This window comes from Parafrankia soli, assembly GCF_001854695.1.
Classification (GTDB): Bacteria; Actinomycetota; Actinomycetes; order Frankiales; family Frankiaceae; genus Parafrankia; species Parafrankia soli.
In genome coordinates this window covers 16,279-31,446 of sequence record NZ_MAXA01000244.1, presented here as the reverse complement: position 1 = coordinate 31,446, position 15,168 = coordinate 16,279, and the positions used below count along the sequence as shown (strand labels likewise).

7 protein-coding genes are annotated in these 15,168 nt (G+C 73.5%); all 7 read right to left on the bottom strand.

Annotated elements, in window-relative coordinates:
- Positions 1-149: 149 nt before the first annotated feature.
- On the bottom strand, positions 150-1,952 hold the full coding sequence (locus tag BBK14_RS26725; RefSeq protein WP_071066004.1) for a glycoside hydrolase family 26 protein: 1,803 nt from the start codon (positions 1,950-1,952) through the stop codon (positions 150-152).
- Between the two features lie 587 nt (positions 1,953-2,539).
- Positions 2,540-6,424 (bottom strand): zinc ribbon domain-containing protein, encoded by a 3,885-nt coding sequence (locus BBK14_RS26720; RefSeq protein ID WP_071066003.1) that lies wholly within the window; start codon positions 6,422-6,424, stop codon positions 2,540-2,542.
- 133 nt (positions 6,425-6,557) lie between these two features.
- A complete protein-coding gene (locus BBK14_RS26715) occupies positions 6,558-8,291 on the bottom strand; it encodes an Hsp70 family protein (protein ID WP_071066002.1) in 1,734 nt (577 codons plus the stop codon).
- A gap of 214 nt (positions 8,292-8,505) precedes the next feature.
- A complete protein-coding gene (locus tag BBK14_RS39155) occupies positions 8,506-11,460 on the bottom strand; it encodes a hypothetical protein (protein WP_071066001.1) in 2,955 nt (984 codons plus the stop codon).
- A 166-nt stretch (positions 11,461-11,626) separates the two neighbouring features.
- On the bottom strand, positions 11,627-12,304 hold the full coding sequence (locus tag BBK14_RS26705; protein ID WP_071066000.1) for a TerD family protein: 678 nt from the start codon (positions 12,302-12,304) through the stop codon (positions 11,627-11,629).
- Between the two features lie 96 nt (positions 12,305-12,400).
- Complete coding sequence (locus BBK14_RS26700) at positions 12,401-13,603, bottom strand: DUF475 domain-containing protein (RefSeq protein ID WP_071065999.1); 1,203 nt, start codon at positions 13,601-13,603, stop codon at positions 12,401-12,403.
- Positions 13,604-14,006: 403 nt separating this feature from the next.
- A complete protein-coding gene (locus tag BBK14_RS26695; RefSeq protein ID WP_020458691.1) occupies positions 14,007-14,582 on the bottom strand; it encodes a TerD family protein in 576 nt (191 codons plus the stop codon).
- Between the last annotated feature and the right edge of the window lie 586 nt (positions 14,583-15,168).

The following is a 15,168-nucleotide window of genomic DNA, read 5'->3' as shown; positions in this document are numbered from 1 at the left end:
CGGCAGACGAACGGGCCGTCACCCCCGCGATGCCGGGGTGACGGCCCGTTCACTGAAACGAACGATCATCTGTGTGCCGAGAGCGGTCCGCCGTTCGGACCGGGCTGCTCAGCACTGCCCGGAAGACGAGCAGCGCTGAGTGGCGCCGTTCAGAGCGAGCCGAACAGTTTCTTGTACAGGGCGGACGCCTTCGGGTTCTGGCCGCCGTTCATGATGGTCGAGCAGACGTTGCCGGGCGCCGCGTCGTGGAAGTACGCCTCGTACGCCATCACGTCCGCGTACTTCGTGAACGTGTCGAACATCTTCTGGATGTAGAAGGGGTTGTCACCGCCGCCGTTGCGGCTGCACGAGGACACGCCCCATTCGCCCACGCCCACCTTCTTGCCGTGCTGGCGGGCGAACTCAAGCAGGTAGCACAGGCCGTTCGGGTCCTCGCACTGCTTCTTCCAGGTGGCCTCGTCCCGCGACGGCGGGTACCAGTCGTAGGAGTCGATGCCGACATAGTCGACGTACTCGTCACCCGGGTAGGCCGCCCACGGGGTGCCCCCGTTGGGAACCGGCGAGGCGTGCGCGTTGAACGTCCAGTCGATCTTCACCGCGGGGTCCGTCGAGCGGATGGCGGTCGAGATCTTGCGGAAGCAGTCGCGGAACTCCGTCCCGGCCGGGTCCGAGTGCCAGTACATGAACTTGCCGTTGAATTCCCAGCCGATGCGGACGATCGAATCGGCGCGGCCGTTGTTCTTGAGGAACGTGCCGAAGGTCTTCCAGTAGCTGTCGTACTCGCCGCGGGCGCAGGCCGCGTTGTTGCCCTGGCCCTTCGGATAGGTCGGCTGGCTGATGATCAGCTTGCCCGGGAATGCCTTGTACAGGTCCAGCGGCCAGCGCGGCTCGACCATCGCGTTCCAGCCCTGGGTACGGACGGTGAACACGTGCGCCACGTCGTTCGCCCGCCCGCGCCACGTCCCGAAGGACATGACCTGCGACAGGACGTGCGACGGGTAGACGCCGGACATCCAGGGCAGGCCGGAGAGCCGGCCGGTGCCGCCGGTGGTGGTGCCGGTGCCCGTCCCGCTCCCCGCCGACGGCGCGGCCGTGGGCGCTGGCGCGGGTACGGCGGTCGGCGCCGGCGAGCCCCGCCGGCCGGTGCTCGGGGGGGTGGTGGCCCGAGCGGTGCCCGTCGGCTCCGAGCTGGTGGGCCCGGAGGCCGTGGGCTCCGAAGTCGTGGGCTCGGCGGTCGTCGGCGCCGGGGTGGCCGCAGGGCCCGGGACAGGACTCGCCGTCGGGGCTGGTGCGGGGACCTCGGCGCCGTTGGCCGCCCCGTTCGCCAGGCCCGGCGTGCCAGCGTCGACGACGTCGAGCGTGCCGCTGGCCTCCACCGACTCCTGCTTCGCCGTCACGGTCACCCGGCCGGAGAAGCCAAGCGGCACCTGGAAGCCGAGGATGAACCGGCCGTCCGCGCCGGACCGGGCGCTCGCGGAGCCACCGAGGTCGGTGGTCGCGGCGGTGACCGCCACGTCCTTGCCGGGCCCGAAGCCACGCCCGCCGACGAGCACGATGTCGCTGTCGAACAGGACGAGAGTCAGTTTCGACTGCCCGGCGGTGGCCGGGCCGGAGGTCAGGCCGGCGACCGGGACCTGCTGGTCGGCGACACCCCCGGCCGACGAGGACGGCACGGGCGACGAGGTTCCGTCAGCCTCCGGGGTCGTGCCCACGGTGGGTGACGGTGTCGGTGTGGCGGCCGTCGGCGCGGCACCGGCCGGTGCCACCAGCGGCAGGGACAGCGCCAGCACGAAGCCGGCTGCCAGGCCCAGCCGCGGCCCACGGCCGAAGCGGTGCCGGCGGCGCGGCCGCGGCGGCCGGGACGCCGGGGCGCCCGCGGGATTCCGGCCGAAGCCGAACCGGGAGGTGCGGTCGACCTGAGGGGTCGGTCGGCCGCCGGGTGTCGAGGCCATGCTCGCGCGCCGCCTTTCGGTCGTGGCGTCGGACGGAGCATCGACGGACAAACAACTCGGCACACGCGGGAAACCGGCTGTGCGCGGTCTCCCTGCGGCTCGTCCCCTCCGGGCCACCACCACCGTGGTGGGACCCAGCGTGCCGCCTCGGCGCCAGAGCCGACGGCGTCCGACGGATTCTCCGGCTGCAACGGCCGGATCCGGCAGAATCCGGCCTTACCACCCTGGGACTGATCGAAAGTGCCCCAGAGCTGATCGAAGCCATCGTAAGGGACTAACCAGAACGGGGGTGGTACTACCCCGGAAACAGCTGGTGCGATAGGAGGAAAGTGCCGGCACGGCGAATACCATCCATAACACGACAGCCAAAGTAACGGATACACAACAATCCGATCATCTTTGGCGATCCTGCTCACAACGACGGGCGAACAGCGAAAGAGTTCACGGTTCGTCCGGAACACACGAGGACGGCGGTGACAGCGCGGCTGGTTGTCACCAAGCAGGTCGGAACGCACGCGACCGTCGCAATCGCCCGCCACCGCCCCGCGGGTGGCGGGCGAGACCAGGGCCCTCGTCCGCGGGGACGCTCAGCGGACGACGAGCATCGGGTCCTCAGGATGGTCGATCCACACCGCCGGAGCACCCGGCGTGACCACCGGCAGGAGCCGGACCCCCCACGGGAGCTGCGCCCCCTCGAGGGTGACCTCCATGGTCCACGACCCCGAGCTCGAAGCCGGCTGCAACTCGGCCAGCACCTGTCCCTCGGCCGGCGACCCGGGCGGCTCCTCGCCGGGCCGCGCCAACAGCACCAGCCGGGGGGCCGGCCCGGTCGCCCGCACCTGGACGCGCAGGGTCCGCCGGCGCCACCCCGCCTTCGACACCGAATAGGTGACGGACGTCAGCTCCGCCGGCGGTGGCACCGGCACCGGCGGCTGGAGCTGGGCCGGAGAACCGAACGGCGCGGGCGGCCCGGGAACCAGGGCGTGGCCCTGGGTCTGGGCGGGTGCGGGGGGCGGCGCGGCGAGCGTGCCGGGGCCGGGTGCGCCGGGACCGGCCGGCGCCACGGGGTGCACGCCGACGTCGGGCGTCGCCGGACCCGTCCCCATGCCGGGGTGCGCCCCGGACTCGTCCGACGCCACGGGCAGCGGCATTCCCACCGTCGGCGGGCCCACAGGGCCCCCGCCAGTCCCCGGCGCGCCGCCTCCGGCGCTCGGCCCGCCGGGCCCCGCCGGACCGCCGGGGATCGGAAGGGCACCTGTCGCCGGCGGAGGGCCCGGCACCGGCGACGCGCCGGGAGCGGGCTGCGCACCCGAAAGCGGCGGGGCACCCGTGAACGGCTGGCCACCGGGAAAGGGTTGGGCGCCGGTCACCGGCGAAACGCCCGGGGACGGCAGGACACCCGATACAGGCGGACCGACCGGAGACGACGGACCGAGCGGAGACGCCGGACCACCTGGGGACGACGGACCGACAGGTACGGGAGCTACGAGCGGAGCGCCCCCGGGCGCCCGGACGGTCTCCGGGGACGGCATGACGTCGATCATGACCGGCCGGGCGTCCGCGGACACCGCGGGCAGCGGTGGCCCACCGGCCGGCGGGCCACCGCCATGGCCGGGAGCGGTACCCCCGTGGCCCGGCGGGGCGGACTGCGCGGGACCGAGCCCGGCGCTGGCGGGATCGTGACCACCGTTGCCGGGACCGTGACCACCGTTGCCGGTCGGGAAGTCGGCGATGCCGGTGGTGAACTCGGAGACGTCATGCGTCACCACCGGGAAGCGGTGCGGAGCCGAGCGGCCGAGCACACCGAGACCACCGACGACCGTGACCGGGGTGTAGATCAGCTCGCCGGTGCCGGGAGCAAGCGGGACCGCCGCGTCCCGCAGGTGGCCCTGCCGGCTCGCGCCGACCAGTCGCAGCGGTGGTGTCAGCGCGGCGAGCGGGACCTCGGCGCCCTCGCCACCCAGCAGCGCCAGCGGGCCGGAGCTCGGCTCGGGCCCCCGCCCGAACTCCCCCGCCCCGACCGACACCGCGCCGGCGCCAAGCACCCCGGTGCCGTGCCCACCGGCACCCTGCCCACCGGCACCGTACGCACCCGCGCCATACCCACCGGCCCCGTTCGCACCGGAGCCCGACCCGTCCGCACCGGGACCACCCGGGTGGAGAGCGCCGACGGCGCCGCCGGACGGGGGGACGGCCGTCGCGTAGACCCGCACCTCGGCCCCGGAACGCGGCGTCCACCGCAGGGCGACCTGCCCGTCCTCGGCGCCGACGACCAGGTCGGTGACCGGTCGCGGCCGGGTGAGCAGGCCGAATTCGGCCCGCGACCCCGAGGTGCGGGCGGCGCTGCCGTCGACGTCGGTGTACTCGACGAACACGCGGTAGCGGTAGCCCACACCGGGCAGCACGTCGGAGTCGAGGAAGCTCCCGCCGGTCACCCGGGCCCGGCGCGGCGGGGCGGAGACCGACGAGTCGGGATCGACCGTGCGCTCGATCGTCACGGTGTCGGACGGCCCGCTCGGCCGCCAGGTGAGGCGGACCCCGGTCGGGGTCGCCTCGGCCCGTAGGTCGGCGACGTCCCGCACGGCGATGACCGGCGCGGTGCTGACCGGCCGGGAGCGCCGCTCGCCGGAGAGCGCGGTCACCTCGTGCCGGACCGGCGTCCACGGTGGGGCGCCCGCGTCGGCGAGCTCGGTGGAGCTGGTGGTGCCCAGGCCGCGCCGGGTGAGCTGCCCGGAGCCGGGGTCGACGGCGACCCGCTCCACCCGGTAGGTGACCGGGCCGGCCGAGGCGGACGGCCGCCAGCGCAGCAGGACCGCGTCGTCGGCCAGCACGGAGGTCAGATCGGTCGGTGGCTGCAGCGGCAGAGCAGCGAGAGCGCGCAGCGCGTCCGCGCTGTCGACGGCGGTGGCGAGCACGGCGACCAGCGCGGCCTCCTGCTGCTCGGGCGGCAGGCCGCGGGCGGCCTCGACCCGGCGCCGGATGACGGCCTGTTGCGCGGTCAGCTCGCCGAGCACCTCGGCCGGCGGGCGGCCGTCCGGCCCGGGGACGTCCGCCGCGCGGGCGACCAGCCAGCGGGCGCGTTCCACCGCGGCGTCGGAGCGCAGGGTGGAGCGTTCCTCCGCCAGTGCCCGCCAGCCCGCCTCGGCGGCGCCGAGCCCGGCCCGGACGAGCGACTCCAGCTCGTCGGCGGCCTCCGCCGTCCCGTTGCCGGCCCCCGAGCCGGCGGCCGCGACGGCCGCGCGCACCCGGGCGAGGCCGTCGCTCGCCTCGCGGGGGCGGCCGGCCTCCAGCGCCTGGCGCACGGCGGCGAGCGCGTCGCCGGCGGCCCGGACCTGGCGCAGGCTGTACCCGCAGCGCCGGCAGGTCACGGCGGCGGCCTCGGTGAGCGAGGCGCACCCGGGGCAGGTGGTGTAGAGCCCCGCGTCGCAGTACCGGCAGGTCCGCGAGCCGCCGACCGGCTCGGGACGTCCACAGCCGGGGCACAGCACGTAGTCGACGGCGCCGCCGGTGCTGACCGCGGCGCCCAGGTTGCGGGCGATGCCCAGGATGACCGTCTTCGCCTGCTCGGCGCCCAGCCCGCGGCCGGCGGCCAGGGCGGCCCGGACGAGCCCCTCGTAGGCGACCGCCGTCAGCTCGCCGTCGAGCACTACGTGCTCCTCGACGATCGGGCGGAGCTCGTCGGCGACATCGGCGAGCAGACCCGCGGTGTACGCCGCCGGGTCACCCTCGACCAGCCGGGAGCGCACCATGGCCAGCAGGTCGGCCGTCAGCGTCTTCTCGCGGTCGTGCGGGCGCCGGGCGTTGCCGGCCGCCACCGCCTCCCAGGCGGAGCGGATGCGGTCCGGCCCGGCGTCGGGCGGCAGACCGAGGAAGTCCCACAGGGAGGCGGTGCCGGCCCGGTCTCCGCCGCGCAGGACGCGCAGGTCCTCCAGCCGCTGCCGGATCTGGCTGCGGACCTCGGGGGCGAGCGCCTCGACGCCGGCGCCGCCGCCGTCCGCGATGATGACCTCGCGGCCCAGCCGGGCGTCGAACTCGGCCCCGGTCACCCCGGCCGCGGCCGCGAGGCGGCGCAGGCCGGCGACCCTGGAGGCCGGGATGCCACCAAAACGATCACGCAGTGTGACGAGGTAGCCGTCGACCTTGGCGAGCCGCTCGGCGTCGCCGTTGCGCCGGGCATCGAGGACGGTGTGCCGCAGGCGGGCCCGGGCGTCGCCGTCGAGCAGCGGCGCCTCCCACTCGCCGCGGCGGCGCACCAGCTCGGTGGCCAGCGCCGCGTACTTCGCCGAGTTGCGCTCACGCTGCAGGAACGCCATCACCCGGGCGAGCTGCGCGGCGACCTCGGAGTCGGTGTGCTCGAGCAGCGGATCAAGGTCCGCGACCAGGTAAGGGTCGGCCGTGTCCACCGGGGTCCGGGCACGCAGCGGCGCCAGGACCCGTCGCCGGTAGCCGCTGCCGTCGAACGCCGCGCTCACCGTTTCACCCTCGTTCCGCCACCGCCCGCACGCCCGGGCACACCCGCTCCAGGTCGAGGGTACGGATCTCGGCTCGGGTGCGCGGTCACGGTGGTGCTCATCCCCGCGAGCACCACCGCCGCCCCGACGGAGATCAGTTCCGTTGCTTGAGGAGATTGACCTTGGCCGATTCCTCGGTCTTCATGCTCTCGCTGCCGACCCCGGCCTTGACCCGCAGGACAAGCGGCTCGGAGGCGCCCACATGGGTGGCGGTGACCTGGATGGTCTGGTCCCGGCCCATCTCGAAGGTGACCTCGACCGGTGTCCCGCGGGGATGACCGGCCGGGATGCCACTGATCGCGCCGGCCACGATCACCTTGTTGTCCTCGATGCGCGTCGACTCGACGCCGGTGCCCTGCTCGAAGACCCGGATGTCGACCTCGGACTGGTCGTCGGAGATCGTGTAGAACGTGCGCTTCACCTGGATCGGCAGGGCGTCGTTCTGGTGGGCCAGAAATGCCGCCACCGCGCTGCCGCGATCTTCCGCGAAGATCCCGAAGCCACGCGAGGTGACATCCGTCACGCGGGTGCGCACGAGGTCGACCACCGACGAGGTCGTCAGCCCGGCGGCGGACGCGCTCGCGGCGGCGGCGACCTCGAGGTCACCGGTCGCGGCCGCGTCGAGCTGCTGGTCCGGACGCAGCCGTCCGCTGGCCACCAGCTCCGCGCGGACCTCGCGCTCCAGCGCCTTCTTCTGCCCGTAGACCGCCGCGCCCTTGGCGACGGCGAGGTCCGGGTCGACCAGCCGGCAGGTGAGCCCGAAGGTCTCCCCCAGCCGGCGGGCGACCGCGGGCAGCTTGCTCATCCCGCCGACGAGGAGACAGAGGTCGATCTTGTCGACGCCCTTCTCCTTGGCCCGCTGCAGGACCGCGCCGGTGAGGTCGATCGTGCGCTGCAGCAGCGGCCCGGTGATCTCCTCCAGCGTCGCCCGGGTCACCGGCACGCTGCTCCGCCGCCCGCCGTGCATCACCAGGACGTCCACGCTCTCCCGCCCGGACAGCGCGAGCTTGGCGTCCTCGGCCGCGGTGAGCAGCTCCTGCTCGTCGTGGACGTCGTCGAGCGGGTCACCGGCGTCCGGCTGCTCCTGGACGAACTTCTGCGCCAGGTAGCGGACGATCTCGTTGTCCCAGTCGGCGCCGCCGAGCTCGTGGTCGCCGTCCGTGGCCACCACGGTGATGTCGTTCTCGCTGAGCCGGATCACCGTCGTGTCGAACGTGCCGCCGCCGAGGTCGTAGACGAGCACCGTCGAGGTGGACTGGCCGTCCTGGGCGAACCCGTAGGCGAACGCCGCCGCGGTCGGCTCGTTGATGATGTCGACGACGTTGAGGCCGGCGAGCTCGCCGGCGAGCTTGGTCGCCTTGCGCTCCTCGTCACCGAAGTAGGCCGGGACGGTGATGACCACGTCCGTCACCGGGGTCCCGGTCGCCCGCTGCGCATCCGCGGCCAGTGCCTTGAGCACCAGGCTGGACACCGACGCGGCGCTGTACTCGACGTCGTACGCCACGAACCGCCAGTCCGAGGCGCCCATGTGCCGCTTGACGAGCCGCGCGACGTCGTCCGGGCGGATGCGCGCCTGACGCTTGGCCTGGGTGCCGACCACGAACGACGTCGAGCCACCGCCGCCGGACGCACCGGCCACCGCCCCTGCCGTGCCGCCTTCCGCGCCGCCCGGGCCACCGGCGGCCACGCCGTCGAAGAGGACCACCGAGGGGGTCGTCGGCTGTGACTCGATGTTGCGGATCACGTCCGGGCGGCCGTACTCGTCGACCTGGGCGATACACGAGTAGGTGGTGCCCAGGTCGATTCCGAACACCTTGGTGCCTGCCACCGTCTGATCTTCCCTTCACCTGACGACTGCTGCGGCCGGCAGACCACGACCGGCGACGCCCCCACCCGGCCGGCTTACGTGCCACCGGCTCCGCCGCCGGCGGCGTGCGCGCCGGCATCTGCCTCATGATGATGACGCGCGCGTGCCGGGCCGTCGGAGCCGGCCGTCCCCCGGGCCGTCCCGCCCCGCCGGAACGCCCGGTCGGGACGCCTGGTCAGAAGGCCCGGTAGACCTCGGTCTCGGCAGGTCGGACGACCATGGACTCCCCGCGGACAAAGCCGGGACGAACCGTCCGGGCGACCGTTCCCTCCAGCGCCGGATCGTCGGTGCCGACCCGGCGGACCCCCAGCGACCGCCCCGGATCGAACGGGTCGCCGGCCGCCGGCGCGTAGGGACGGACGTCCGCGGCCAGGTCCAGGATCTGGAGCAGCTGCTTGCGCAGGATCCCGGCGACGCTCTGGGCGTCCTCGGCACCGAGGCTGCTCATCTGGTCGTACAGCCGGACCAGCCCGCGCAGCAGCGGGGTCATCGCCTCGGTCAGCTCACCGCCGCGCAGCCGGCCGTTCTCCGCGTGCAGGCGGTCGACCAGCTCGGCGTCGTGGCGGCGCAGGTGGACGAGCTCGTCCACCCGATCGGCGAGGCGTTCCAGCACCTGCCGGTCGACCAGCGCCGCGGCGGACACGTCCACTCCGGCTCCGTTCATGACGGCTCCGTTCAAAGCGCCGTCCACGGCGGCGGCCGGCGGGGCCTCGTCCGACGGGACCGCGCCGGTCACGGCCGGGCCATCGGTGTCCCCCACTGCCAGGCCCACCGGGACCGCGGCGGACGGCACGACCCCGGCACCCACCGAAACGGCGCCCGCCGGCCCAGCGCCGGCTGACCCAGCGCCGGCCGGAACGGTGCCCGCCGGAACGGTGCCCGCCGGCATGGTCTGCGCGGGCACGGCGTCCGCGCCCGATCCGTCGATCACGTCCGCGTCGGCCGGCCGGCCGGTGCCGTCGAACGGCCCCCGCTCGAAACCGAGGCCGAGGCCGGTGCCCGGCGGTGGTGCGCCCAGCGCCTGCGCGCCGGCCCCGTCCGCCGTCCTGCCGGTGCCTGCCTCGTCTCCTGTCAGGAGATCATCTCCCGTCAGGAGGTCATCGAACGCCACAACATCATCGGATGCCGACAGATCACCGGACGCGACGACGTCGTCGGGCTCCAGCAGCTCGCCGGACGCCACGACCTTGCCCGCCACGACCTTGCCCGCCGCGGCATTGTCCGGCACAACACCGCCCGGCACGATGTCGCCCGGCACGACGTCGCCTGTCGCCACGACATCGCCGGCCGCCACGCCATCGCCGGCCGCCACGGCGTCGTCCGCCGGGTGGCCACCCGGTGTCGGGAGGTCACCCGGCACGAGGACGTCCACCCGGTCCCGCGCGGCGAAGGCGTGCTCCGCTGCCGGGTAGTTCCCGATCGGGTCCCCGGCGTCGTCGAGCTGGCCGGGGACGCGGCCGGCGGGGGCGTCCCCGGCATGCCGGTCGGACGCGCTCCCGCCGAGGATCTCGTAGTCGAGCAGGTCGAACTCGTCCCGACGGCTGGCGGGACGGGCCCCCGTCGAGTCCCCGCCGTCCCCGGCCGGGGCGTCCGGCATGCCGGCAGGCTCGGTCGACTGGCGCACGTAGCGCCGGAAGAAATCAATCTTCTGCGCGGGCATCGGCGGCAGCTCGGCACCGCCGCGATCGCCGGCTCCGTCGTAGCCGGCGGCGGCTGTGTACTCACCGTCGCCGGAGTAGCCGGTGTCCCCGCCGTAGCCGGTTCCGCCGCCGGGCGCGAAAGCGGTGCCGCGGCCGGCATCGGCCTTCGCCTCGTAGGCGGCGCCACCCGCGTAGCCCGCATCATCGGTGTAGTCGGCGCCACCGGCGTAGGCGGCGTCGCGCCGGTATGCCGGGCCGTCCGGGAAGTCGCCCTCGCGTTCGTACCGGTCGGACCCGCGGGCGTACGGCGCGGCATCCGGGTAGCCCTCGCCACCGGCACGCGGGCCGTCCCCCGAGTACTCCTCGTCACCGGCGAACGTCGTGTCCCTCGGGTACTCCGCATCTCCCGAGAACTGGGAGTCGCCCGAGAACCGCGGGTCGTCCGAGAACTGGGAGTCGTTTGAGAACCGCGGGTCGTCCGGGTACCGCGCCTCCCCCACGAACCGCGCGTCACCTTCAGTGAACCGCACGTCACCGGAGTACTCGGCGTCGCCGGAGTACTGCGCACCGGCCGGGTAATCGGCCTCGGCGACATACTCCGGCGTACCGGGGCCATCCGGGACGAACTCCGGGTCGCGGGCGTATCCCGGCGTGCCGGCATACGCCGCGGCACCGCCGCCGTCCCCGGCGTACCGGGGCTCGCCCCGGTAGCCGCCGTCGTCGGGATAGCCGCGAGCGGCGTTGTAGCTGGTCCGGCGCGGGAGCGGGGGCTCGCCACCGCGGGTGTAGTCCGCCTCGCCTGTGAAAGCCGCCTCACCGGGGAAGCCGGGAGCGTCGGCGAACCCGTCACCGCCCGCGTACCGCGGCCCGCCCGGGTACCCGGGACCGCGGTCGTACTCGCCGTCGGCGGTCTCGGGCCGCCGGTAGCCGTCGCCCGCGTACCGGTCCTCGCCCTCCGGCCCGGACTCGTACGTGCTCTCCTCGTACCCGCCGCCGGCGTACCCGGGGTCGCCGTACCCGGGGTCGCCGTACCCGGGGTCGCCGTAGGCCTCGTCCGGGTAGGCGGAGCGGTAGCCCGCCTCCGGATCTCCCTCGCCGCGGTCTGGTGGGCCGTACCCGGCGCGCTCGTAGGTGTCCGGGGCGAATCCGCGACCGCCCCCGGCCGGCGCGCCCGCGCCACCGGACTCGGAGCGCTCGCGCCCCGACCGGCCGCCCGGCAGCCGTGACACGTAGCCCCTGGGACGGAGGTACTCCCCGTCGCCCGGGTCGGTGCCGTCGTCCGTGTCGTACCAGGCGGACGTACGCTCCGGCCCGTCCGACCGGGGCTCGCCCCGATCGTCCTCACCCTGCTCCCGGGTGTCGGGCAGCTCCTCGCCGGGCAGGTCCTCAGGGGCGAACCAGCGGTAACCACCGGCGCCGCCCCGGCCCTCGCCCGCCTCACCCGGGCCGCCGGAGCGGCCCGACCGGGAGGAACGCCGTGGCTGGAACATGGAGTAACGCCCCTCCCCGTCAGGCGGCGGCAACGGACGGGTCATCCCGGTGCGTGGGCCCTGATCACGACTGATTCCCGGCTACTGCGGACAGCCTGCCCGGTTCCGGCGTTCCACTCAACTCCGGGTCCGCCCCGCGCACCGCGGGACGGGCCGCGGTGACCGGTCACTTGCGGCCAGCGGTCCAGTCCAGGCCCCACGAGTACGCCTTGTCCAGCTCGCGATGTCCGCTGACATACCGGACCTCCCGGCTGACGGAGAAGTCACCACCGGTGTTCGTCAGCAGCGCGATCGCGCACATCCGGGCGCCGCCGGCCCGCTCGTCGAGGCGGACCTCGATCGGCGCGCCCTGGGCCGGGGTCAGCGTCACCACGGCGTCGGCCTGGTCGAAGGAGGCCACGCCCTCGTAGATGAAGGCGAAGACCAGCAGGCGACGGATCTCACCGATCCGGGCGAGGTTGACGTGCAGGTTCTCACCGCCGGTTGCGGCCCCGGTCCGGTCGTCGGCGTCGAGGTTGACGTACGGCGGGTTGTCGAACGAGCCGAAGGCGTTGCCGAGCGCCTGGACCACGCCGGAACGGCCGTCCGCCAGCTCGAACAGGCAGGCCAGGTCGAGGTCGATGCCGCCACTGCCGGCGCTGAGCACCCGCTTGAGGAAGCCGCCCTTACCCCCGCCGCCGCCGGTCCCGGTCTGGTTCCAGTTCAGGTTGACGTGCAGCCGCCCGCCGCCACCCTGCTTGCTCAGCGACACGGTCGGCGTGGACTTGGTCAGCGTGACCTTGCTCAGTGACACCGGCGGCCCCGCCGCCGGTGCGGCGGGTCGTTTGCTGTAGTCGATGCCCATGTTCCRCTCCCTTGCGGTCGGTGGGTGATGGCAGTGGGTGACTGCGGTGGGGTGGTCGGCGGTGAGATAGGTGGTGGGTGGTGGTCGGTGGTGACGTCAGCTCCGGGTGCCGACGACCGGCGCGCTCTCGGGATCTCCGGCGTCCCCGGACTGGTCACCCGCGGCCGCGTCGTCCCCGCCGTCGAGGTTCTCCTGCCGCTCCTTCGAGCGGTGGCGGATCGAGGACAGCAGGGCCAGCCCGATGAACGCCACACCGATCAGCCCGGTGACGATCTCGTGCACCTCGGTCTCGATCGAGACCGCCAGGATGACGGCGAGCGCGCCGATCGCGTAGTGCGCTCCGTGCTCCAGGTAGATGTACTCGCCCAGTGTCCCGCGCCGGACGAGGTACACCGTGATCGACCTGATGTACATGGCGCCGATACCCAGGCCGGCCGCGATGATGAAGATGTTCTGCGAGATGGCGAACGCCCCGACGACGCCGTCGAACGAGAACGACGCGTCGATCACCTCGAGGTAGAGGAACAGGAAGAAGGCGGCCCGGCCGGTCGCGAGGACCACGTCCGAGGTTCCCGTGGTGCGACCGGGTGCCGTGGTCTTCCCCGCTGCCGAGCCGTCGACCCCGGCCTTCTCGTCCTCGTCGTCCTCGTCGTCGTCCGCGCCGATTCCGCGGGCCTCGAAGAACTCGCCCAGCCCGCGGACACCCAGATAGGTGGCGAGACCGGCGACCCCCGCCGTCAGCACCTGCTGGGTGTGGTCGCCGGAGAAGGCCTCCCCCACGACCAGCAACGCGACGAGCCCCAGCACGACGGACACGACGTCGAGCTGGCCGGCCCGGCGGAACGGCTCCTCGATGCGCTTGATCCACTGGATCTCGCGCTCCGGGTCGAACATGAAGTCAAGGAAGATCATAAAAAGGAAGATCCCGCCGAAGGCGGCGATCGAGGGGTGCGCGTCGTGCAGCCGGGCCCCGTACTCCTCCTCGTGGTTCAGCGCCAGGTCGAAGACGTCCACCGGGCTGAGATGCGCCGTCAGCGACACGATCACGATCGGGAACAGCAGCCGCATCCCGAACACGGCGATGATGATGCCGACGCTGAGGAAGATGCGCTGCCAGAACTCGCTCATCCGGCGCAGGATCGTCGCGTTGATGACCGCGTTGTCGAACGAGAGGCTGATCTCGAGGACGGCGAGGATGGCGACGATCGCCGCGGCGTCGCCGCCGCCGATCACACCAGCCCCCGCGACCCCGATCACCGTGATGGCGAGGGACCAGCCGAAAATTCGAAGTGCGTGCACTCCTTGAAACACCTCCCGGACCGGCTCACAGTGCTTCGACAGGCGTTTACGGACGAGCTCCGCGGTCCGTACGGAACCCACCACACACAACGTCACACACTGTCGCCGACCGCTGCGTCCAGCTCACCGGGCGGTGTAGGTCCCGCGGTCGAGCGAATCGTAGCCAGGTACGGGTCACTCGGCACGACCGAAACCCGACAGGCATCCACCTTCCCCACCGTCCGTACACGGCTGGATCCATCGGCGCGAACGCGTCGCAGGGGGGCCGGCCCGTGACCCGCTCGAGCTCCCGGCCGGGGCCCGCCGGCGGAGCCGGAGTCGATGCCGGGGTCAGCGCCAACGCCGAGGATCACCCCGGGACCAAGTCGTCCCGGGGTGATGTCGCGCACGCGGACGCGAACCGTCAGACGTTCACCCCGTAGTCACGGGCGATTCCCGCGAGGCCGGAGGCGTAGCCCTGGCCGACCGCGCGGAACTTCCACTCCGCCCCGTGCCGGTAGACCTCGCCGAAGACCATGGCGGTCTCGGTCGAGGCGTCCTCGGTGAGGTCGTAGCGCGCGATCTCGGCCTGGCCGGCGGCGTTCACCACGCGGATGAACGCGTTTCGCACCTGCCCGAAGCTCTGCGAGCGCGAGTCCGCGTCGTAGATGGAGACCGGAAAGACGATCTTGTCGATCTCGGTCGGGAGGCCCGCCAGGTCGACGTTGATCTTCTCGTCGTCCCCCTCGCCCTCACCGGTGAGGTTGTCGCCCTGGTGCTCGATCGCGCCTTCCGGGCTCTTCAGGTTGTTGAAGAAGATGAAGTGCCCGTCCGAGACCACCTTGCCGTCCGCCCGGCACGCGATCGCGCTGGCGTCCAGGTCGAAGTCGGCGCCGGTGGTCGTCCGCACGTCCCAGCCGAGACCGACGATGATGTTCGTGAGACCGGGCGCCTCCTTGGTCAGCGACACGTTGCCGCCCTTGCTGAGGCTGACTCCCACTGCTCCTCCAGGTTCGGTGTTGTCGGATGCTCGCCGGGCCGGCTTCCCAGCCGGCCCGGCGCTGTCGCCCGCGCGCGGTGGTCGCGCCGGGGGCGGCGCGCCGCCCCCGGCCGCCCAGGGGTCCGGGCGCCGGCAGCGTACTGCGTCACACATCACGCCCCGGGCCCTCGCGGGTCCGGTGTGTCCGCCTCGGACCCTCGCGGGCCCGGTCTGGTCACCTGCGTCACATGTCCAGCCGCGCGCGAGCCGGCGGGACCTGCCCGGCAGCGACGCGTGCCCCCGGGCAGTTGCCGGCAGCCACCCGCACCGCCACTTCGCCCGAGGGCGACCGCCCCGGCGGCCGTACCCTCCGGCCGCCGTGGCCGGGCCGTGCTCCGCCCGCCCGGCGCCCGGGTCGATCGGAACTCGGTGTTCTGCAGTTCTGTGTTCAGCGGGACGAACGAGCRCGCGACGAGGTTCCCAGATCACCGAGCGTGCCACCACCAAAGGCTCACCACCCCCAGGGGCCACTGTCACCCAAACGACACATCGCCCGAACTCGACGTGCGGCGGGCGATGTGGTGGGCACACCGTCAGAAACGAGCGC